The organism is Limnohabitans sp. JirII-31 (assembly GCF_002778315.1).
GTDB lineage: Bacteria > Pseudomonadota > Gammaproteobacteria > Burkholderiales > Burkholderiaceae_C > Limnohabitans.
Genome location: NZ_NESA01000006.1, coordinates 158,238 through 179,095, shown reverse-complemented (window position 1 = coordinate 179,095; position 20,858 = coordinate 158,238). Strand labels below are relative to the sequence as shown.

Here is a 20,858-nt window from a genome sequence, read left to right as displayed (position 1 = left end):
CCACAACAGGAGACAAGCATGAGCGACCATTCGAATTCCAAGCTTCCTAACCGCCGTCAGTTGCTGCAACTGGGTGCCGCTGCCTCTGCCGCAGGCAGCGCACCGTTTTTGTTCAACATTGCCAGCGCCCAAACAGCGCCCATCAAAATTGGCTTTTTGGTGCCTTTGACCGGCGCCTACTCCACCGAAGCACAAGACCAAGTGCGCGCGGCGGAACTGGCCATCAAAGACTTCAACGATGCCGGTGGCTTCAATGGCCGTAAAGCCGAGTTGCTGGTGCGTGATGACAAGCTCAACCCCGGTGAAGCGGCCACCCGCACGCTGGAATTGATTGAGAAAGACAAGGTCGACTTCATGGCCGGCTCTTTGTCTGCCGCCACGCAGTTGTCGATGAATGCGGTCACGCGTGAGCGCAAGATGATCTTCAACTCGATCAGCCAGTCGGACGCCATCAACGAGGCCAAAGACTGGAGCCCTTACACCTTCCACGAAGCGCTCAATCCCCACATGACGGCAGGTGCTGTGGCGCGTTACGCTTTCCCTAAATACGGCAAGCGCGTGGTGTATCTGACCGCAGACTACGCCTATGGCCACGAGATGGTGCGCGGCTTTGAGCGTGCCGGTCAATCGCTGGGCGCCACCACACTGGCCGACATCCGTCACCCCATTGGAGCTTCAGACTTCTCGGCTTTCCTACCACGCATTCAGGCGCTCAACCCCGACATCTTGGTGATGTGCAACTTTGGCCGCGACTTGCTCAACGCCACCAAGCAAGCCACCGACTTTGGTTTGAAAGAAAAGACCCGCATCATCACGCCCGTGCTGTTGTTCACCGCACGCCAAGCGGGCGGTGCCGAGGTGTTTGATGGTGTGGTGGGCGGCACTTCGTACTACTGGGGCATTGAAGACAAAGTGCCAGCGGCCAAGGCCTTCAACGACAAGTACCGCAAAGCCTACAACGGTGCTGTGCCGACCGACTACGGCGCATTGGGCTACGCCGGTATCCGAAGCATCTTGCAAGGTGTGTTGGACGCCAAGACCACCGACTCCAACAAGGTCAGCGACGCCATGGGCCGCATGAAATACAACTGGTACAAGGGCGACCAGTACTACCGCAAGTGCGACCACCAGTCGGTGCAGTCGGTCATCATCGTCGAGTCCAAATCCAAGGGCATGAAAGACAAGAACGACGTGTTCAACGTGGTCAGCACAGACGCTGCCAACGAAGCCACGTTGCGCAGCTGCACTGAACTCGGCCACAAGGCTTAAGGCATCCAGGAGACCAGTCCCGTGACAGACATCACCCTTAATTTATTCATGCTGCAGTTGGTGACGGGCGTGGCCTTGGGCGCTGTGTATGCGCTCTTGGCCATCGGCCTGTCCCTGATCTTTGGCATGTTGACCGTGGTGAATTTTGCCCACGGGGCGTTCTTCATGATGGGCGCTTTTTTAGGCGTTTACTTCTTGAGCCTCACCGGCAGCTTTGTGCTCGGGCTGATGATTGCGCCCCTCGTGGTGGGCGCCATTGGCTTGCTGGCCGAGCGCTTCTTGGTGCGGCCCTTGTACGGGCGTGGCATCGATTACCCCTTGCTGCTGACCTTTGGTCTGTCGTATGTGTTGATCGATGTGGCGCGCGTGCTGTTTGGCATTGAAGGTTTGCCTTCGTCTACCCCGTCGGCTTTGCGTGGCGCGGTCAACTTGGGCTTTGGCCACTTCCCGCTCTACCGTTTGTTTTTGATCGGTGCCACGGCGGTGGTGAGTGTGGGGCTGTGGTTGTTCCTGGAGAAGACGCGCTATGGCTTGATCATCCGCGCTGGTTCACGCGACTCAGAGATCGTGCGTGTGCTGGGTGTGGACATTGCCAAGGTGTGGTTCTTGGTGTTCGGCCTGGGCACGGCGATTGCCGGTTTGTCGGGTGTGCTGGCCGCACCCACACGCGCGGTCAACCCTGAGATGGGGATTCCGGTGCTGGCCGAATCGTTTGTGGTCACGGTGGTGGGGGGCATGGGCTCACTGCCGGGTGCCGTAGTCGCCGGGCTGCTGGTGGGGGTGGTGTTTAGCCTGACCTCGCTGTTTGCGCCGGAGTTTGCTGAGTTGTCGATCTTTGTGTTGATGGCCTTGGTGCTGTTGATTCGCCCACAGGGCTTCTTTGGCAAAGCAGGAGCGTTGGGATGAGTGATGTGTTCAAAGACGGCGTCAACTTTGTGGCGCGTCATCGGGTCGGCGCTGTGTTGGCCTTTTTGCTGGTGTTTCCGCTGCTCATGCCCTACGAGGCCTTGGCAGTGAACATCTTGATCTTTGGTTTGTATGCGGTGGGCTTTAACCTGGTGTTTGGTTACACCGGCATGTTGTCTTTCGGTCATGCGGCTTTTTTAGGGGTTGGGGGCTACCTCACCGGTATTTCGATGGTGTTCTTCAACCTGCACTGGTTGCCAGCCATCGTGGTGGGGGTGTTGGCAGCCTTGTTGGTGGGCTTGGTGATGGGCTACATCGCCATCCGCACGCGCGGCATTTACTTCTCGATGGTGACCTTGGCCTTGGGCCAAATCGTGTACTACACGTTTTACAAGGCCGAGAAGTGGACGGGTGGTGAAAACGGCTTTCGTGGCATCAAGCCCGAAGCCATCGACATTGGGCCGGTGCATCTGGACTTTTTGAACCCCATGTCCAAGTACTACATCTTGCTGTTTTTTGTGGCGCTGGCTTTGTGGCTGGTGTCGCGGGTGCTGGCATCGCCCTTTGGGTCGGTGATTGAAGCGATTCGTGAAAACGAAAAACGCACCGCTGCTTGCGGCTACGACGTGGACCGCGCCAAGTTGCTGGTGTTTGTCATCTCGGCCGGCATTTGTGGTTTGGCGGGTTCCTTGCGTGCCTTGCACCTGTCGGTGGTGCCGGTGGATTCGCTGCACTATTTGCAGTCGGGGCAAGCGGTGATGATGTGTTTGCTGGGCGGCATGGGCACCTTCTTTGGTCCGTTTGTCGGTGCCGGTGTGTTCTTGTATTTGGAGGATGTGGTGACCACGCTGACACGCTATTGGATGGCGGTGGTGGGCCTCTTGTTCATGGCCTTGGTGTTGTTTTTCCCGCGCGGCATTTGGGGCACTTGGATGCACACCCTGGTCAAGCGCGGTGTTTTGAAGGGAGCGCACGCATGACGGCCCCTGCATTTTTGGACGTGCGCAACGTCAGTCGCCACTTTGGTCACTTCAAGGCCTTGTCGGATGTGTCGGTGTCTTTTGCCCCCAACCAGTTGACGGCCATCATTGGCCCCAACGGTGCTGGCAAGAGCACCTTCTTCAATGTGCTCAGTGGCGCCCTGACGCCGACCACGGGTGAGATCTTCTTTGAGGGTCACAACATCACCGGCCTGGCCCCGCACGAATACGCCCGACGCGGCATTGCCAAGAGCTTTCAAATCACCAACGTGTTCAAGCAACTCAGCGTGCACGAGAACGTGCGGGTGGCTGCGCAAATGCGCTACAGCCGGTTTGACATCCTCACGCCGCGCCACCAGTTGCGCGAAGCGATTGACGAAGCCGATGCCTTGCTCGAACGCGTGGGCTTGATTCAGCTGCGTGACAAAACCGTGGCCGACTTGGCCCACGGTCAACAGCGCTCACTGGAAATTGCCATGGCCCTGGCCGCCTCGCCCAAGCTGCTGCTGATGGACGAGCCCACGGCTGGCATGTCGCCACAAGAGACCTCCGCCATGATGGACTTGATAGTTCAACTGGCCGAGGAACGCACCGTCATCTTGGTGGAGCACAAGATGAAATTGGTGATGGGGATTTGCGAGCGTTTGATCGTGCTGCACCACGGCGAATTTTTGGCCCAGGGCACACCAGACGACATTCGCAACAACGACGAAGTGCGTCGTGTTTATTTAGGTCAGGGTTGATGATGACAACACACACACCTTTGTTGGACGTTCGCGGTTTGAACGCGTGGTACGACCGCAGCCATGTGGTGCAAGACGTGTCCTTCCAAGTCCATGCGGGCGAGATCGTTACACTGATGGGGCGCAACGGGGCCGGCAAAACCACCACCTTGCGCACGCTCATGGGCTTGGTCACGAAATGCTCGGGTAGTGCGGTGTTTGCAGGCCAAGACTTGCTGACCCAAGCTGCCCATGCACGTTTTCACGCAGGCTTTGCCTATGTGCCCGAAGACCGTCGTATCGTGCCGTCACTCACCGTGCGTGAGAACTTGCAACTGGGCTTGTTGGCAAGCCGCCGCAAGGTGGACATCGATGCCCGCATCGAGGTGATTGCAGAAACCTTCCCTCGCTTGAAAGAACGTTTGTCGCAAGAGGCCACGTCGATGTCGGGTGGCGAGCAGCAGATGTTGGCCATTGCCCGCGCCATGATGGCCGAGCCGCGGATGATTTTGTTGGACGAGCCCTCCGAAGGCATCATGCCGGTGCTGGTGGACGAGATGTTTGAGCTGTTTGCGCGCATGAAGGCGCAAGGCATCACCATTTTGTTGGTGGAGCAAAACGTGGCGCGTGCGCTGTCGGTGTCCGACCGCGCCTACATCTTGGACCAAGGCCTGATCGTGCATGAGGGCAGCGCGCAAGACCTGCTCGCGGACGAAGCGATTCAAAACCAATATTGCGCGGTGTGAATCTGGCGGTGTTGACCTTGCGGTGAATCGGGCGTCTAATCGCCGCATGAAAAGCGGTGATTACCTGTACGTTTGGCAATCCAAAAATTGGCCCCATTGGCACTACCAAGCCGAGACGCTGATGCCTTTGCTGGCCAAAGTGCACCAAACCCTTGGGCACTTGATGGGGCGTATGCGCGACCAAGGGATGGGCTCACAAGCACAAGCCCATGCCGAAGCCCTGACCGAGGACGTCCTCAAAACAAGCGAGATTGAAGGCGAGCATCTGGACGCCGACACCGTTCGCTCATCCATTGCCCGAAGACTGGGTATCGATGTTGCAGTGCTCAAGCCTGCGGATCGTCACGTGGACGGTGTGGTGGAGATGATCTTGGATGCCACCAGTTTGCACGCCACCCCTCTCACCACCAAGAGATTGATGGCTTGGCATGCAGCCTTGTTTCCAACGGGGCGAAGTGGCATGACGCCCATTCGTGTGGCGGCTTGGCGTGATGATGCGGATGGCCCGATGCAAGTGGTCTCTGGACCCATGCATCGACGCCGCGTGCATTACGAAGCGCCACCCGCACAGGTGTTGCCCGCTGAAGTGGCTGATTTCTTGAGGTGGTTTGAGGCGGTGCAAGAGATGGACCCTTTGGTCAAAGCAGGTCTTGCCCACTTGTGGTTTGTGACCCTCCACCCGTTTGACGATGGCAACGGCCGCATTGCGCGAGCCATTGGCGACATGGCGTTGGCGCGTGCCGACCAAAGCACACAACGCTTTTACAGTCTGTCAGCGCAAATTCAAAAAGAGCGCAAGGACTACTACGCCTTGCTCGAAAAAACGCAGAAGGGCAATCTGGATGCAACCGAGTGGCTGTCTTGGTTCTTGGCGTGCTTGCTGCGTGCACTGCAAGAAGCCGATCTGGTCTTGTCGCGTGTCTTGGTGAAAGCCAATTTCTGGCGCCAGTGGTCAGGCACATCGCTCAATTCAAGACAGATCAAAGTGCTCAATCGCATGCTCGACGGATTTGATGGCAAGCTCACCAACCAGAAATGGGCGGCGATTGGCAAATGCTCTTCAGACACCGCGCTGCGAGACATCAATGACTTGCTTCAACGTGGCATGCTTCGTCGCACGGAGTCCGCAGGACGAAGCACCAGCTACGCGTTGAGTCTTTGAATTCAACAGGCCGTGGTGTGCACGGGCTCAGATCGGGCGTGTCAGCACTTTGCGGAATTTCACAATGCCACTGCCGTATTGCAAGGCCAGGTTGCCTTTGGCGAGCTTGCTGTCGGTGGCGTCGGCTGTGACCACACCATTGAGTTTGACGGTCAGGCGGTTGCCCTTGGCGGTGATCTCCAGCGTGTTCCACTGACCGCCGGCTTTGGGCATGGGCGAGACCTTGGCCACATCCACAATCGCGCCAGTGCCATAAGACGGGTCAGGCCGGGTGTCCCAGATGTTGATTTCATAGCAGTTGTCAGCACCAATTTTTTTCGGGTCCTGGCAGCGGATGAAGATGCCGCTGTTGGTCTGTGAATCGACCCAAAACTCGGCATAAATTTCTTGGTCGGCAAAGCTTTCTTTTGTCACCAAGTAGCTCGGGCCCACCTTTTGAATCAGGTCAGCTTGCAGCAGCCCGTCTTGGATGCGCCAGTTGGCGTCGCCCACCAGGGTGTAGCCGTTGAGGTTGCTGTCTTTGTCAAACAAAGTGGTCCAGCTCTTGTCGTGCATTCTGAGGTTGGCGCAAGCGGCCAAGCTCAGTGCCGCCGTGGCGATGGCAATGCGTTTCCAAGTGAATGTCTGCATAGTTGTCTCCTGCTGTTGTCGTCGTTAAAAAAAACTCACATCGGGTCAATCGCTACTGTGGCTGCGTTGTATTCAAACAGCCAGGTGTAGCGCGCGTTGATCTTCTCGGTGGTCCATTCGGTGCTCACATAGGTCTGAGCACCGACTGCATCGCGCAGCAGTGGATTGTGAAAGCGTTTGGCATTCTCTGTCGAACCCACCACGATGTTGGAGGTGCGTTCCAATCGCACGGCCTCATAGCGCGCCAGAGCGGTCTCGGGTTGGTCTGCGTAGCGTTCCAGGCAGCGCGCCAACACGATGGCGTCTTCCAAGGCCATCATGGCACCTTGGGCCAAGAAGGGCAGGGTGGGGTGGCACGCGTCGCCCAGCAGGCTGATGCGCCCTTGCTGCCACGTGGGCAGAGGCGGGCGCCCCATCAAGGCCCATTTGTAGGGGGTTTCAATGTGCGCAATCATTTCTTGCACATCGCTGTGCCAGCCCGCAAAGTCTTGCGCGCATTCAGCTTGGGTGCCGCGTTGGTTCCACGACTCTTCTTGCCAGTCGTCGCGCTCGACAATGCCGACGAAATTGACCAACTCGCCGCGACGTACCGGGTAGTGCACCACGTGGCGACCAGGGCCTACCCAGTTGATGCCCACGGGGCGTTGCAGGTGGGCCGACAACTGCTCGGCAGGAATCAAACCACGCCAGGCCATGCAGCCGGTGAACACCGGCTGGTCGGCGCCAAACAAGCAGCGTCGCACCACCGAGTGCACACCGTCGGCACCGATCAACACATCGCCCACGGCAGACGCGCCGTGCTCAAAGTGCAGGGTGACGGTGTGGCCCTCTTGCTGGATGTTTTTGACTTTGTGGTTGAGGTGCACGCAGCCTGGACGCAGGGTGTTCAGGGCATCGACCAACACACGGTGCATGTCGGCGCGGTGCAGCATCAGGTAGGGGTAGCCGTAGCGCACGATCGACTCGGCACCCAGGTCAAACAGCTGCCAGGTTTGGCCCGTGCTCCACAGGCGTATTTCTTTGCCGGTGGGGTGGCAGGCCACGGCACTGAGTTCGTCGCCAATGCCGAGTTCGTAGAACAAGCGCGAGCCATTGGCGCTCATCTGTACCCCGGCGCCAACTTCGCCCAGTTGGGCGGCCTGCTCAAACACCGCCACGTCAAAGCCTTTTTGGGCCAGGGCCAAAGCGGTCATCAAGCCGCCAATGCCGGCGCCTGCAATCAGGATACGCATGCTGAACTCACTCGGGTTTGATGTTGCGACGGGTGACGATGGTGCGCCACTTGGTGAGGTCTTGCTCAATCGCTTGCGCTAAAAACTCGGCACTCGAATTGACGGGCTCCAAGCCCCCCGCCACGATTTGTGCGCGTGTGTTGGGCTCGGTCACCACCTTGAGCAAGGCCTTTTCCAGCACAGCGGTCACGGCTGGCGGCGTGTTGGCCGGCGCGACCAAACCGAACCATGAATAGGCTTCCCATGAGGCTTTGCCCATCAGCTCGCTCATGGTGGGAATGTCGGGCAAACCGGGGTAGCGCTTGGTGCCGGCCACGGCGTAGGTGTTGACCTTGCCTGCCTTGATCTGAGGCGTCATGAATTGCGCGGTTTCGAAAATCAAATCAACTTGACCACCCAGCAAATCGTTCAAGGCCGGGGCGCCGCCACGGTAGGGCACATGCACCAGGGGCACGCCCGTTATTTCTTGAAACAGTTCACCGGCCAAATGGCCAATTGAGCCCGTGCCTGCGGTGGCATAGGTCAAGCGGTTGGCCTTGGCGTAGGCCAGCAGATCGGGCAGGGTTTTGGCGGGCAAGCCGGCGCGCCCAGCCAGCATCATGGGCCCGCGCACGACCATGCCAATCGGTTGGAACGATTTGATAGGGTCATAGTTCAGGTTGGGGTAGAGCGCTGGGGCCACCACCAAGCTGCTGGTCCCACCCCACAACAAGGTGTAGCCATCCGCTGGCGCGCGCGCCACCCAGGTGGAGCCCACCGTGCCGCCCGCACCGGCGCGGTTGTCGATCACCACGGGTTGTCCCAGTACCTGAGACAGTTCTTTGCCAATCAGACGGGCGTTGGCGTCGGTAGGCCCACCAGCCGGGAAGGGCACAACGATGGTGATGGCTTTGCTGGGAAATGTGTCGGCCTGGGCGCTCAAGCTCAGACACACACTGCCTGCCAAAGCCAGCAACATGCGGCGACCAGCGGACACAGGGCGATGCAAGATGAGGTGCATGGGTGTCATGGGGGGTTGTCTCCGAAAAACCAAAGTTGAAACAAGGATACAAAACTGACGCTGTGACCGATTGGACGATGTTTCTTTTGCAGCCAGCGCAAAACTAATTTTCAGCCCAAGCGTTGACGCTGGGCAGGTCTGCTTCTAGAGTCTGCGCCATTCAACTTGAATGGACTGGCTATGACACACGAGATGGAACAACAACTTCGAATTCGCCAACTGGTGGAAAACTGGGCCGTGTGGCGCGACGCCGGTTTGTGGGACCGTTTTCGCACGGTGTGGCACGACGACGGCGTGATGATGGCCACCTGGTTTCAAGGGCCGTTTGAAGAGTTCATCCGCGTCACCATCGAGGGGTGGAACAAGGGCGTGAGCATTCTGCACTTCTTGGGCGGTTCTTCCATTGATGTGCAAGGCACCCGCGCCATTGCGCAAACCAAGATGACCATTTCGCAGCGCGGCCTGATCGAAGGCGTGTTGTGTGACGTGGTGTGTACCGGGCGCTTCTATGACTTTTTTGAAGAGCGCAACGGCCAGTGGGGCTTGGTGCACCGTCAACCCATTTATGAAAAAGACCGCGTGGACCCGGTGGACTCAGCGGCCACCTTGCAGTTAGACCAAGCCGCCTTGGCCAACTTCCCCGAAGGCTACCGTCACCTGGCCTACATCCAAACCCGCATTGGTTACACCGTGAAGATGGACATGCCCATGCTCAAAGGCGAGGGCGTGCAAGACCTGTACCGTCGTGGTGCCAACTGGTTGGCTGGTAAACCGCTGGAGCGTTGAACATGGCCCACCCACGCCGCACCCACCTGAAACTCTTGGGCAGCCTGCTGGCGGGGGCGCTGCCTTTGCGCGTCTTGGCCCAAGACGCTTACCCCAACCGCGCGATCCGCGTCATCGTGCCGCAGCCCCCAGGCGGCGGTTTCGACTTTGTGGCCCGCGTGTTGGCGGACAAACTGGGCCAGGTGTTCAAACCCGGCGTGGTGGTGGAAAACCGCACGGGTTCGGGCACTTTGGTGGGCACCGATTTGGCCGCCAAAGCGCCGGCCGATGGTTACACCTTGTTGATGGGTTCGGTGTCCAACCTGGTGCTCAATGCGGGCTTGTACAAAAACCTGAGCTACGACCCGGTGAAAGACTTTGAGCCGATTGGCTTGGCCGTCTCCTACAGCTACACCTTGGTGGCGCGCAAAGACTTGCCTTTTGGCAACTTGGCCGAATTGGTGGCTTATGCCAAAGCCAACCCCAACAAAGTGAGCTATGCCTCGGCGGGCAATGGTTCAGGCCAGCACATCTTGGCCGCTGCCTTGTGGCATTTGGCCGGCGTGCAGCTCACCCATGTGCCTTACCGTGGGGCACAACCTGCCTACACTGATTTGATCGGTGGGCGTGTGGATGTGTTCTTTGACTTGGCTTCCACCGCACGCACGCATGTGGATTCGGGCAGCCTCAAGGCCTTGGCCGTGTCGAGTGCGACCCGCTTGCCCATGCACCCTTCGGTGCCCACCATCCGTGAAACCGGTGTGGCGCCCTTGGAGCTGGAGTCGTGGTTTGGTTACTTCGCGCCTGCGCGTACGCCTGCGGCCGAGCTCAACCGCTTGCGCACCGAGCTGCGCAAAGTCATCACCTCGCCCGATGTGATGGAACGTTTTGAAAAAGCCGGCGGCAAACCTTTGGCACTGATTGGCGATGACGCCAAGGCCGTGTTGCGGCGCGACTTGGACCGTTGGTTGCCCTTGATCAAGGCGGCAGGGTTTCAGCCGGAGTGATATGGCTCACACCCTGCGACTTCACCGAGTTCTTCGCGCGCCACCTGAGCGTGTCTACCGTGCGTTTCTTGACGCAGACGCCTTGGTCAAATGGCTGCCGCCCCATGGGTTCACGGCCAAGATGCATCACATCGAACCCATCGTGGGTGGCACGTTTCGCATGTCGTTCACCAATTTCAGTTCGGGCAACAGCCACAGCTTTGGCGGCGAATATTTGGAGCTGGTGCCGCATCAGCGCATTCGCTACACCGACAAGTTCGACGACCCCCATCTGCCAGGCACCCTCACCGTGACGGTTGAGTTAACGCCTGTGTCATGCGGCACAGAACTCAGCGTGGTGCAAGAAGGCATCCCAGAGGTCATCCCCCTAGAGGCTTGCTATCTCGGTTGGCAAGAGTCGCTGACGCTCTTGGGGCTGCTGGTGGAGGCGGACATTCCGGGTTAACCACCTCAAAACCCCTGCTGTCCCGTCCACTTACGCTCGTAGTCGTAGCGCTCAAACTCTTCCACCATGAAGTCGATGAAGCTGCGCACCTTGGCTGACAAGTGCTTGCGGCTGGGGTAGGCCAGGTTGATGTGCAGGCGTGGCAAGTCCCAGTCGTCCAGGATGGGCACCAAGCGCCCGGCCACGATGTCTTCGAACACGATGTAGGTGGGCTGCACCAAGATGCCCGTGCCCTCTAGCGCCGCAGCGCGCAAGATTTGCCCATCGTTGGATTCGAGCAAGCCCGGCGCCGGCACCACCACCGAGGCGTCACCTTGGGTGAAACGCAATTCGTTGGGGTTGTTGGCATGCAGGTACACCAGCAGTTGGTGGGCTGACAAATCGCTCGGGTCTTGGGGTGTGCCCATGCGTGCCAGGTATTTGGGCGAGGCCACCAAAATTCGCCGCGTGGTGGCCAAGCGGCGGATGGTGATGTTGCTGTCGGGCTCCATCTCACGCGTGCGCACCGCCACGTCAATGCCGTTGTCGATCAAATCCAGGTAGCGGTTCGAGGCCTCGATGTGCACCTTGACCTTGGGGTAGCGCTGGGTGTAGTCGCCAATGCGTGGCGCAATGAGTTGCATGGCAAACGACAACGAGGCGCTGATGCGCAGCGTGCCGCTGGGGTCGAGCGTGGCCGAGTTGACTTCGGATTCGGCATCGGCCAAGTCGTTGAGGATGGCGCGAGCCCGGCTGAAAAAAGCCTGACCTTCACCCGTCGGGTAGAGGCGGCGGGTGTTGCGCTCCACCAAACGCACCGCCAAGCGCGCTTCGAGGGAAGCGAGGTGACGGCTGGCAGCCGCATTGGACAGGTCCAGGGCCAAGGCCGCTTTGCTCAGGCTGCCGGTTTCGACCACGCGGACAAACAGTTCTAATTCTTTGAGGCGATCCATGTATCTTTCCGCTAGCCGGAACAATGATTTTCTATTTTGGGTCTTTCAATCGCCTGTCGCAAATCTTAAAGTCGCCGACACGTCATCACCCAAGGATTTGAGACATGCGTAATTTGAACCAAGACACCATCACGCAAGCTGTGATGGCACGCTTTGCCAACACCCCTGACCCGCGCCTGAAAGAAATCATCAACAGCTTGGTGCAACACCTGCATGCGTTTGCGCGTGAGGTGCGCCTGACCGAGAAAGAGTGGGAGCAGGGCATCGACTTCTTGACCCGTGTCGGCCACAAGTGCGACGACAAGCGCCAAGAGTTCATCTTGTTGTCTGACACGCTGGGCCTGTCCATGCTGACGGTGGCCATGAACAACGACAAGCCAGACGGCTGCACCGAAGCCACAGTGGTCGGGCCGTTTCATGTGGAAGATGCGCCGCACTACGAACACGGCGACGATGTGGGCAACGGCGCCGTCGGTCAACCCTGCTCGGTGCGTGGCACCGTGCGTGGCTTGGACGGCAAGGCCATTGCGGGTGCCACGATGGAGGTGTGGCAAGCCGATGCCAATGGCTTGTACGACGTGCAACTGCCCGATTACGCGCACGCGTCTGCACGCGGCATTTTGAAGTCGGGCCCAAATGGCGAGTTTCACTTTCGCTCCATCCTCGCCGAGTCCTACCCCATTCCGCACGACGGCCCGGTGGGCGAGATGCTGATTGCCACCAACCGCCACCCTTGGCGTCCCGCGCACTTGCATTTCATGATCGTGGCCGAGGGCTACGAGACCTTGACCACGCACGTGTTCCGCAACGACGACCAATACCTCGACTCGGACGCCGTGTTTGGTGTGCGCCAGTCCTTGGTGACTGACTGGACACAACAAGCCGATGGCAGCTGGTTGGTGGATTACGACTTTGTGTTGAACCCCGTGGCCGCCTGAGTGCTGGGTGTGTTGCCGGAGCCTTCATGATCTTCACCTTCATCCTGATCGACAAGCCCGACCACGCCGAGTTGCGTGCGCGCATGCGTCCTGAGCACAAAGACTACTTGGCGCAAGTGGCCGAGCACATCGCTTTTGCAGGGCCGCTGACGCATGACGACGGCCAGACCATGCTGGGCAGCTTGCTGGCGATTGACTTTGCCTCGCGCGACGCGGCCCATGCCTGGTTGAGCCAAGAGCCCTTTACCAAAGCTGGTTTGTATGCGCGCACCGAAGTGCACGCCTTCGTCAACCTGTGGCCGCAAAAAGCGGGTTTTCCGCCTGCGGCGCATTGAAAGGCACCCGCTGTGATCAAACACATCGTGATGTGGGACGTGCAGGGCGACACGCCTGCGCAAAAGCAAGCCAACCGCCAGCTGATTCAATCTCAGTTTGAGGCCTTGCGGGGGCATATTCCAGGCCTGTTGCATGTGGAGGTGGGCATTGACCACAGCCATGTCGACTATGCTTGCGATGTGGTGCTCTACACTGAGTTTGATTCGCAAGAGTCATTGGATGCGTATGCATCCCACCCCGCGCATTTACGCGTGAAGCAAACCCTAGGGGCGGTGCGTATTGCCCGCCACCAAGTGGATTTTGTGAGCACATCTGTTGCATAAATTTGTTTTTCTTTTTCTGAGGCTTTCATGACCATTTCCAAAGACGCCATCGACCATCTGTTCACCAACGCACGCACCGCCAACGGCTTCATCGACAAGCCCGTGCCTTTGAGCCTGCTCAAAGAGGTGTACGAGATCGCCAAGATGGGCCCCACCTCGATGAACACCCAACCCACACGCTACGTGTTCTTGACCACCCCCGAAGCCAAGGCTCGTTTGTTGCCCGCCTTGTCTCCCGGCAACGTGGACAAAACCAGCCAGGCACCTGTCACCGTGATCGTGGCCAACGACACCCAGTTCTTCGAGCACATGCCCGTGGTGTTCCCCAACAAACCCGATGCCAAAGAAATGTTCGCGGGCAACGCTGGTTTGGCCGCTGGCACTGCCACGCGCAACGGAACCCTGGGCAGCGCGTACTTCATGATTGCCGCCCGTGCCTTGGGCCTGGACTGTGGCGCCATGAGCGGCTTTGATGTGGCCAAAGTCAATGCCGAGTTCTTCCCCGACGGTCGTTGGCAAGCCAACTACTTGATCAACCTGGGTTACATGGACACCAGCAAGTTGTTCAATCGCAACCCACGCTTGACGTTCGAGCAAGCCACGCAAGTTCTGTAAGACAGCGCGAGACCCACCTCATGGCCACTTTGTTTGACTTCACTGCGTTCGCGCGCCCTTGGGGGCGTGGCTTGTCGGCTGTTGTGTTGGCGTGCATGGCCTCAGCCCCTGCGTTGGCGGCTGAGCCTGCATACCCCACCAAGCCCATCCGCATGCTGCTGGGTTTTCCGGCCGGTGGGGGCTCAGACATCGTGGCGCGTTTGGTGGCCAAGCCGCTCGGCGAGCGCTTGGGGCAAAACGTGGTGGTCGACAACAAGCCTGGGGCTGGGGGCAACATCGCCGCAGAAATGCTGGTCCGCTCGGCGCCAGATGGTTACACCTTGATCTTGCTGCCCAGTGGCCACGCCAGTGGCGCCGCCATGAAAAAGAGTTTGCCGTTTGACCCGGTGAAAGACTTCGCCTGGGTCAGCACCATCACCACCTATCCGCTGGCGCTGACCGTGGCGCCAGGTTCCTCCATCACCTCGTTTGCCGATTTGGTCAAACGCGCCAAGGCCGAGCCCAACAAATACACCTACTCCTCCGTGGGGGTGGGCACCGCCATGCACTTGGTGGCCGAATGGGCCTTCAGTGAAGCCGGTGTGCAAATCACCCATGTGCCGTTCAAGGGTGGCACGGGCCCCTTGACCGAGCTGTTGGCAGGACGTGTGGATGTGATGATCGACACCATGACGCTCACCGCTTCCTTGCTCAAAGACCAGCGCGTGCGCGCCATCGCCGTGACATCGCCTGCCGGCAACAGCCCGGTGCCTGGTGTGCCCACGGTTGCCGACACCTTGCCGCAGGTGGTGTTCGAGTCGTGGTTGGGCATTGCCGCACCGGTGGGCACACCGCCCGCCATCCTGGAGCGAGTCAACAAAGAACTGCGTGCGGTGTTGGCCCAAGACGATGTGCGCCAAAAGCTGATTGACTTTGGCGGTACGCCTCGCGCCAGCAGTCCAGCGGAGTTTCGTCAGCGCGTCGAGCGCGACATTGGCAACCTCAAAAAAGTGGTGGCCGATCGCCGCATTGAGCTGGAGTAAAACCCGTCGCGTTCAAAACGCGCAAGGGCATTCCATCCGCCATGAGCCGGCATCCCCAATGATCAAGGGGTGCTGGTGCGCACCTTGTGCGCTGCGGTTGGGTGTGGGAGCCTCCATGCCAGCACGTTTGTAGTAGCGGCCATAGTCTTTCATCGGCAGCCAGTCTTGGCGAATGGGCGGCGCGGCTTGGGCCAAGCTCTCATAAGTGCCGGCTCCGTACACCACGTTGCCACCCACCATGGTGAGCACTGATTCGAGGTTCTTGATCTCGTCCACCGGCATGTTGAAGTAGTCGCCCGACAAGAACACCAGGTCGGCAAACTTGCCCACTTCGAGCGTGCCTTTTTTGGTTTCTTCGTTGGACATCCAGGCGCCGCCCGTGGTGTACAGGCGCAAGGCTTCGGTGCGATCCAGCAGGTTGTGGTCACCTTGCAGCTTGGCGCCGCCGAGTGTTTTGCCCGTGATCAGCCAGTGCACGCCCACCCACGGGTTGTAGCTGGTGGCACGGTTGCCGTCGGTGCCTGCGGCCAGTGGGATGCCCATTTCGCGAATGCGCTGGATCGGTGGCGCGTTGGCTGAGACCTGGGGGCCATAGCGTTTGAGGAAGGCTTCGCCGTCCAAGGACATGCGGTTTTGGATGTTGATGCTGCCGCCCAGTGCCGCCACACGCTCCAGCGTTTGGGGCGACAGCGTTTCGCAGTGGTCCAAGCCCCAGCGCAGGCCGGTGAGCGGCACTTCGCGGTGCACTTGCTCCAGCACACCCAAGATGCGCTGCGCCGTGGCGTCAAAGCTCGCGTGCATGCGAAACGGCCAGCGTTGCCCGGCTAAAAACTTGCCCACGGCGGTGAGCTGGCTCTCCATCACGGCAGGGATGGTGGGCGGTGCCTTGTCAAAGTTGGTCACGTCACCGGCGGCCCAGACGATGTATTCACCCGCGCCGAGCATGCGGAAGTAGTCGTCGCCTTCGCCCACTTGAACCATCTTGCTCCAGGCTTGGTAGTTGTCGATCTCTTTGCCACCGGCTTGCGCAAACAACTCGTAGCCAATGCGCATGGTCATTTTTTTGTCGCGCGCCAACTGGGCGATGGCGGCGTAGTTGTCGGGGTAATTTTGGCCACCACCGCCGGCGTCGATCACGCTGGTCAGTCCCAGGCGGTTGTTCTCGCGCATGAAATGCTGGGTGGACAAAATTTGGTCATCGGGCGACAGGCGTGGAATCTTCAACCAGGTGTTGACCAGCGCAGGCAGGCCAATGGTGGCGACCAACAAACCGGTGGGGTTGCCCGCGCCGTCGCGCTCGATCTGGCCGCCAAAGGGGTTGGGTGTGTCTTTGTTCCAGCCCAGCACGCGCAAGCCTGCGCGGTTGATCCACGCACGGTCGTACAAGTGCATGATCATGGCGGGGGTATCGCCCGTGGCGGCGTTGATTTCGTCCAATGTGGGGAAGCGCTTTTCGGCAAACTGCGCCCAGGTCCAACCGCCAATCACCTGCACCCAATGCGGTGAGGGTGTGCGTTGCGCTTGGATGCGCAAAATTTCCAGGCCATGGCTGAGCGAGGACAAACCGTCCCAGCGCACTTCCATCGAGTAGGTCAAGCCGCCGCGGATGAAGTGGGTGTGGGCGTCGTTCAGACCCGGCACGATGGTGCGTTTTTGGGCGTCGATGACGCGGGTGTTGGGGCCCTTGTGGCGCATCACCTCGTCCTCGGTGCCAATGGCCAAGATCTTGCCGTCAGCCACCGCCAAGGCCGAGGCGGTCGGTTGCTTGGGGTTGAGGGTGGCCATGCGACCGTTGATGACGATGGTCTCCGCACTCACGCTGGGCGCCAGCATGCTGGCGCAACCGCTGATGGACGACAGGCTGCCGACCGCCACGCCGCCGCCAATCAAGTCACGCAAAAACTGGCGTCGCCCGAAATAACTTTGGGCGTTCTCTGACGGGGTTTGGCAGCTGAGGTCGGTGCAGTCGGGTTGCAGGCAAAGCATGGCGTGTCTCCTTATTTTGCCGCGCATCATGTCTGGCGACGCGGCTGGAGGCTGACACGTTGGTGACTGGACGACCTCAATGCTTTCAGGCAATGCTCGACATGGACAAAAACATGGGCGACGGATCTGGGGACTGATTGCCTTGCAGCAACACAAAACCGAGCTTTTGATAAAAGCCCACAGCGTTGGCGTCGGCATCCAGGTAGACGCCAAAACTGCCCACGTTGACGGCGCTCGCTTGAGCCGCTTGCAAGGCGATCTTGATCAACTGCTGACCCAGACGGTGCTGCTGGTAAGACTTGGCCACACCGAGCATCACCACCCGCGTGCAAGGGATGGTTCGGGGCATAGACCCTAGCTCAAGCACACTCAAGCGAGAGAGTTCGATGCTGTGGTTGGCCAGCGTGACAAAACCCACCAAACGCTGAGCGTCGTCGCTGTCCAGCAAGGCGTAGGCGACGCATACGCCTTGGCGTACTTGCTTGGACAAGTTGTGTCTGGCAAAACGGTTGATGGCATCCAAGCCGCAGTCGAAATCTTTCAGTCCTGGGTATTTGACCGTTGGGTCAAACAGCGATGAAACGATGTTCATTTTTTCTGCTGCGGCAGAGGGGGCAGGGCCATCAAGTCTTTCATGGCTTTGGTGGGCTTGGGGGACTGCATGACCAAACGGGCCAAGTTGAGTTGGCCTTCTTTGGACAAGGTGATGGCTGCATGTGCCAGCAACACTTTGCGCGCCTTTTCGATGGCAGAACTCATGACAAACGAAGACAAGTCCATGCCGTCTAACAGCGCGGCTTTGTTGAGAAGTTCTTTGGCATCCGCGGTGGTTTTGAGTTCCATGCGTGCACTTTTTAAGGCTGTGGCAGTCATCTGTTTCTCCGAATGAAGTGGCGTTAATGTACGGCTATTGGTCGTCTTTGTCAAAGAATGGGGCGATGCAAATACCCTGTCACCAAGGTACACAGCCAAAGGGAAAACGCTGACATCTGCACGGGTGATCTTCTTTAGCATGCTCACAGTTTTTGTAGAAACCTTCCCTCTTCAGGAGACGCCATGCCCAACTATTCACTCAATGTGGACGGAACCCCGCAGACCGTGCAAGCCGAGGTCGATGAACCTCTGCTGTACGCCTTGACCGACAAGCTCAAGCTCAAGGGGCCTAAGTTTGGTTGTGGCTTGGCCCAGTGCGGCACCTGCACCGTGTTGGTCGATGGCAAGCCAGTGCGCTCGTGTGTCACCCCAACCAGCGCGGTGGTGGGCAAGCCCATTCGCACGCTCGATGGCTTGGCCAAAAACGGTCAGCTGCACCCAGTGCAAGAAGCCTTTGTGCACGAACAGGCGGCGCAGTGCGGCTACTGCTCGAACGGCTGGATCATGAACAGCGTGGCCTTGCTGGAGAAAACGCCCAAGCCCACCCAAGCCCAAATCAAACAAGCGTTCGCGAATGTGCAATGCCGCTGCGGCACCCAAATTGCGATCATGCGCGCGGTCAAACGCGCCAGCGACACCATGACCCCCAACGCCAAAGCCTGAAGGAGCCACCATGAACACCCCCAAGCTTTCTCGTCGTGAATTCATGCAGACCCAAGGCGCGCTGATTGTGGGCGCCAGTGGTTCTGTGTTTGTGGGCGATGCCCTGGCGCAAGCCTCGCCACCTGTGGTCATCGGACCCCAACCCACCGCACTCGACACCTGGATTCGCATTGCCACCAATGGCCATGTGACCGCCAACTTTGGCAAGATGGATTGCGGCCAGGGCCTCGATACCGCCATCGCCCAAATCGTGGCCGAAGAACTCGATGTGTCGATGGACGCGGTCACCGTGGTGATGGGCGACACCCGCCTCACCCCCAACCAAGGCGGCGGCAGCGGCAGCACCGGTTTGCGCATGGGCTCCAACCCGCTGCGTAACGCAGCCGCTGAAGCCCGTCGTTTGTTGGTCGAAGCCGCCTCGGCCCGTTTGGGCGTGGCCGCCAGCGAGCTGGCCACCGAGAACGGCCGCGTGTTCGTCAAAGCCAATACGGCACAAAGCGTGAGCTATGCCGACTTGATTGGTGGCAAAGACTTTGGGGCTTCGTTGAAGTGGAACAACGCCATCGGCAACGGCATGAATGCCCAGGGCATGGCCAAACCCAAAGATGTGTCGCAGTACAAGATCGTGGGCCAAGGCATCAAGCGCAAAGACATTGCCGACAAGGTGGGTGCCAAAGAGCATTACACCGCGCACATCCGTCCTGACAACCTGTTGCATGCGCGTGCCGTGCGCCCGCCTGTGGCTGGGGCCATGCCGCTGTCGGTCGATGCGGCGTCGATTGCCGACATCCCCGGTGCCAAGCACTTTGTCAAAGGCGGCTTTGTGGCCGTGTTGGCCGAGACCGAGTGGAATGCGGTGCGTGCATCGCGCCAACTCAAGGTCACTTGGTCTGACGTACAAGGCCCGTTGGGTGGTGGCGAAGGCACGGTGTTTGAGCACATCCGCTCGGCACCTGTGACCGCGTCCAACGCCATCCCCATTTTTGGCGGTAAAAAAGCCTACGACGCCAAGCCCACCTTGACGGCGCTCGCCTCGTCCAAGCGCGTGATCGAGGCCGAGTACGAGTGTTCGTTCCAGTCGCACGCGCGCATCTCACCGTCGTGCGGCGTGGTCGATGTCAAGGGTGACCAAGTGCAAATTTGGGCCGATGTGCAAAAGCCCCACTACTTGCGTGAAGGCATTGCCAAGTTCTTGGGCCTGCCCGAAGCCAATGTGCAGGTGAAGTGGATGCACGGCGCGGGCTCGTATGGTCGCAGCGATGCCGATGAGGCCCCTTATGAAGCCGCGCTGCTGTCCAAAGAGTTTGGCCGTCCCGTGCGCATGCAATGGTCGCGTGCCGAGGGCATCGCCTGGGACCCCAAAGCTCCCGCTGCGGTGATCACCATGAAAGCGGGCCTCGATGAGGCCAACAACGTGACGGGCTGGTTGCTCAAGGCCAAGGGCTTCAACGGCTGGGACGTCAAGTTCAACGCTGAGAGTCCTGAGCACACCTTGGTCGGCATGCAAACCGGCCACAAGAAGTGGACCGCCTACAACTTCAACGTGCCCGAAGAAAGCTACAAGTTCAACAACCATGTGCACTGGTGGGAAACCATTCCTCCGTACTTGGAGCAAGCCTCGCCCATGCGCACCGCGCACATGCGTGCGCCGCAAGAAATGCAAACCCACTTTGGACAAGAGTGCTTCATCGACGAAGTGGCGCACGCCACCGGCATGGACCCGGTGGCATTCCGCATGAAGCACATGCAAGACCCGCGTGAGGCCGACGTGGTGAAAGCGGCTGCTGAAAAACTGGGCTGGGCACCGCGCACCAAAGCACGCGGCAAGTCGACGGCCAAGGTGATGACCGGTCGTGGCATGGCCTTGCACGCGGGTTACCAGTCGTATGCGGCCGTGGCCTGTGAGGTCGAAGTGCACCGCGACACGGGACGCATCTGGGTCAAGAAGCTGGTGATCGCCAACGACTGCGGCCTGATCGTCAACCCGATTGGTGTACGCGCGGCGATGGAAGGGCAAATCATGCAGGGCATCAGCCGCTCGTTGTATGAAGAAGTCCATTTCGATCCCCAGCGCGTCAACAGCGTGGACTGGAACAGCTACCGCATCGCCAGCTTGGACGACATTCCGGGTCAAGTCGAGATCGTCTTGCTCAATCGCCCCGACAAACCCATTGGCGGTGCCGGTGAGCCCGCCATCGTCTGCTTCCCAGCCGCCATCGCCAATGCGGTGTTTGACGCCACGGGTGTGCGCATTCGCCGCTACCCACTGGCGCCCGCCCGCGTCAAGCAGGCCTTGACCACCTGAG

At 59.4% G+C, this 20,858-nt stretch carries 23 protein-coding genes; 16 read left to right on the top strand and 7 right to left on the bottom strand.

Going from position 1 to position 20,858, the window contains the following annotated elements; translation table 11 throughout:
- Nucleotides 1-18 precede the first annotated feature (18 nt).
- From B9Z41_RS09685 to B9Z41_RS09660, 6 genes are read left to right on the top strand one after another with little or no spacing between them, the layout of a single operon-like run.
- Complete coding sequence (locus B9Z41_RS09685) at nt 19-1,269, top strand: ABC transporter substrate-binding protein (RefSeq protein WP_100146858.1); 1,251 nt, start codon at nt 19-21, stop codon at nt 1,267-1,269.
- A 21-nt stretch (nt 1,270-1,290) separates the two neighbouring features.
- Nucleotides 1,291-2,175, top strand: a complete 885-nt coding sequence (locus B9Z41_RS09680; protein ID WP_233202617.1) for a branched-chain amino acid ABC transporter permease — start codon at nt 1,291-1,293, stop codon at nt 2,173-2,175.
- Nucleotides 2,172-3,155, top strand: a complete 984-nt coding sequence (locus tag B9Z41_RS09675; RefSeq protein WP_100146856.1) for a branched-chain amino acid ABC transporter permease — start codon at nt 2,172-2,174, stop codon at nt 3,153-3,155. Before B9Z41_RS09680 ends, B9Z41_RS09675 begins: the two co-directional genes overlap by 4 nt.
- Nucleotides 3,152-3,898 carry an ABC transporter ATP-binding protein gene (locus B9Z41_RS09670; RefSeq protein ID WP_100146855.1) on the top strand — a complete coding sequence of 249 codons (747 nt, stop codon included), beginning with the start codon at nt 3,152-3,154 and terminating at the stop codon, nt 3,896-3,898. Before B9Z41_RS09675 ends, B9Z41_RS09670 begins: the two co-directional genes overlap by 4 nt.
- Complete coding sequence (locus tag B9Z41_RS09665; protein WP_233202616.1) at nt 3,898-4,623, top strand: ABC transporter ATP-binding protein; 726 nt, start codon at nt 3,898-3,900, stop codon at nt 4,621-4,623. Before B9Z41_RS09670 ends, B9Z41_RS09665 begins: the two co-directional genes overlap by 1 nt.
- A gap of 46 nt (nt 4,624-4,669) precedes the next feature.
- Complete coding sequence (locus B9Z41_RS09660) at nt 4,670-5,785, top strand: Fic family protein (RefSeq protein ID WP_100146854.1); 1,116 nt, start codon at nt 4,670-4,672, stop codon at nt 5,783-5,785.
- A gap of 27 nt (nt 5,786-5,812) precedes the next feature.
- Here the strand turns inward: B9Z41_RS09660 and B9Z41_RS09655 are convergent, their stop codons facing one another.
- The 3 genes from B9Z41_RS09655 to B9Z41_RS09645 are packed head-to-tail and all read right to left on the bottom strand — an operon-like array spanning nt 5,813 to nt 8,656.
- Nucleotides 5,813-6,415, bottom strand: coding sequence for a DUF1080 domain-containing protein (locus tag B9Z41_RS09655; RefSeq protein ID WP_100146853.1), 603 nt, complete (start codon nt 6,413-6,415; stop codon nt 5,813-5,815).
- Nucleotides 6,416-6,450: 35 nt separating this feature from the next.
- Nucleotides 6,451-7,647, bottom strand: coding sequence for an FAD-dependent monooxygenase (locus B9Z41_RS09650; protein WP_100146852.1), 1,197 nt, complete (start codon nt 7,645-7,647; stop codon nt 6,451-6,453).
- A 7-nt stretch (nt 7,648-7,654) separates the two neighbouring features.
- Nucleotides 7,655-8,656 carry a tripartite tricarboxylate transporter substrate binding protein gene (locus tag B9Z41_RS09645; RefSeq protein WP_233202615.1) on the bottom strand — a complete coding sequence of 334 codons (1,002 nt, stop codon included), beginning with the start codon at nt 8,654-8,656 and terminating at the stop codon, nt 7,655-7,657.
- A gap of 171 nt (nt 8,657-8,827) precedes the next feature.
- Between B9Z41_RS09645 and B9Z41_RS09640 the strand changes: the two genes are divergently transcribed.
- Genes B9Z41_RS09640 through B9Z41_RS09630 form a run of 3 tightly spaced genes read left to right on the top strand, consistent with a single transcriptional unit; the run spans nt 8,828 to nt 10,864 of the window.
- Nucleotides 8,828-9,433 carry a nuclear transport factor 2 family protein gene (locus B9Z41_RS09640; RefSeq protein ID WP_100146851.1) on the top strand — a complete coding sequence of 202 codons (606 nt, stop codon included), beginning with the start codon at nt 8,828-8,830 and terminating at the stop codon, nt 9,431-9,433.
- Between the two features lie 2 nt (nt 9,434-9,435).
- Nucleotides 9,436-10,419 carry a tripartite tricarboxylate transporter substrate binding protein gene (locus tag B9Z41_RS09635; RefSeq protein WP_100146850.1) on the top strand — a complete coding sequence of 328 codons (984 nt, stop codon included), beginning with the start codon at nt 9,436-9,438 and terminating at the stop codon, nt 10,417-10,419.
- 1 nt (nt 10,420) lies between these two features.
- Nucleotides 10,421-10,864, top strand: coding sequence for an SRPBCC family protein (locus B9Z41_RS09630; protein WP_100146849.1), 444 nt, complete (start codon nt 10,421-10,423; stop codon nt 10,862-10,864).
- Nucleotides 10,865-10,869: 5 nt separating this feature from the next.
- Here the strand turns inward: B9Z41_RS09630 and B9Z41_RS09625 are convergent, their stop codons facing one another.
- A complete protein-coding gene (locus tag B9Z41_RS09625) occupies nt 10,870-11,796 on the bottom strand; it encodes a LysR family transcriptional regulator (RefSeq protein WP_100146848.1) in 927 nt (308 codons plus the stop codon).
- A 104-nt stretch (nt 11,797-11,900) separates the two neighbouring features.
- On the opposite strand from B9Z41_RS09625, the gene B9Z41_RS09620 reads away from it, so the two are divergent.
- From B9Z41_RS09620 to B9Z41_RS09600, 5 genes are read left to right on the top strand one after another with little or no spacing between them, the layout of a single operon-like run.
- Complete coding sequence (locus B9Z41_RS09620) at nt 11,901-12,734, top strand: intradiol ring-cleavage dioxygenase (protein WP_100146847.1); 834 nt, start codon at nt 11,901-11,903, stop codon at nt 12,732-12,734.
- A gap of 26 nt (nt 12,735-12,760) precedes the next feature.
- A complete protein-coding gene (locus B9Z41_RS09615; RefSeq protein WP_100146846.1) occupies nt 12,761-13,069 on the top strand; it encodes a YciI family protein in 309 nt (102 codons plus the stop codon).
- 12 nt (nt 13,070-13,081) lie between these two features.
- A complete protein-coding gene (locus tag B9Z41_RS09610) occupies nt 13,082-13,393 on the top strand; it encodes a Dabb family protein (protein WP_100146845.1) in 312 nt (103 codons plus the stop codon).
- Nucleotides 13,394-13,420: 27 nt separating this feature from the next.
- A complete protein-coding gene (locus B9Z41_RS09605) occupies nt 13,421-14,008 on the top strand; it encodes a malonic semialdehyde reductase (RefSeq protein WP_100146844.1) in 588 nt (195 codons plus the stop codon).
- A gap of 20 nt (nt 14,009-14,028) precedes the next feature.
- Nucleotides 14,029-15,030, top strand: coding sequence for a tripartite tricarboxylate transporter substrate binding protein (locus tag B9Z41_RS09600; RefSeq protein WP_100146843.1), 1,002 nt, complete (start codon nt 14,029-14,031; stop codon nt 15,028-15,030).
- A gap of 12 nt (nt 15,031-15,042) precedes the next feature.
- Here B9Z41_RS09600 and B9Z41_RS09595 read toward each other — a convergent pair whose 3' ends face one another.
- The 3 genes from B9Z41_RS09595 to B9Z41_RS09585 all read right to left on the bottom strand — a co-directional run bounded on the left by B9Z41_RS09595 (nt 15,043) and on the right by B9Z41_RS09585 (nt 17,889).
- Nucleotides 15,043-17,016 carry an amidohydrolase gene (locus B9Z41_RS09595; RefSeq protein ID WP_233202614.1) on the bottom strand — a complete coding sequence of 658 codons (1,974 nt, stop codon included), beginning with the start codon at nt 17,014-17,016 and terminating at the stop codon, nt 15,043-15,045.
- Nucleotides 17,017-17,101: 85 nt separating this feature from the next.
- On the bottom strand, nt 17,102-17,608 hold the full coding sequence (locus B9Z41_RS09590; RefSeq protein WP_100146842.1) for a GNAT family N-acetyltransferase: 507 nt from the start codon (nt 17,606-17,608) through the stop codon (nt 17,102-17,104).
- Entirely contained in the window at nt 17,605-17,889 is a 285-nt protein-coding gene (locus tag B9Z41_RS09585; protein WP_108301181.1) for a DUF1778 domain-containing protein, read from the bottom strand. The genes B9Z41_RS09590 and B9Z41_RS09585 overlap by 4 nt, the downstream gene beginning before the upstream one ends.
- A 183-nt stretch (nt 17,890-18,072) precedes the next feature.
- Here B9Z41_RS09585 and B9Z41_RS09580 point away from each other — a divergent pair, with 183 nt between their 5' ends.
- Together B9Z41_RS09580 and B9Z41_RS09575 are read left to right on the top strand one after the other, a co-directional pair.
- Complete coding sequence (locus tag B9Z41_RS09580) at nt 18,073-18,552, top strand: (2Fe-2S)-binding protein (RefSeq protein ID WP_100146840.1); 480 nt, start codon at nt 18,073-18,075, stop codon at nt 18,550-18,552.
- A gap of 10 nt (nt 18,553-18,562) precedes the next feature.
- Nucleotides 18,563-20,857: a molybdopterin cofactor-binding domain-containing protein gene (locus B9Z41_RS09575; RefSeq protein ID WP_100146839.1), complete on the top strand. Its 2,295-nt coding sequence runs from the start codon at nt 18,563-18,565 to the stop codon at nt 20,855-20,857.
- The last annotated feature ends 1 nt before the right edge of the window (nt 20,858 follow it).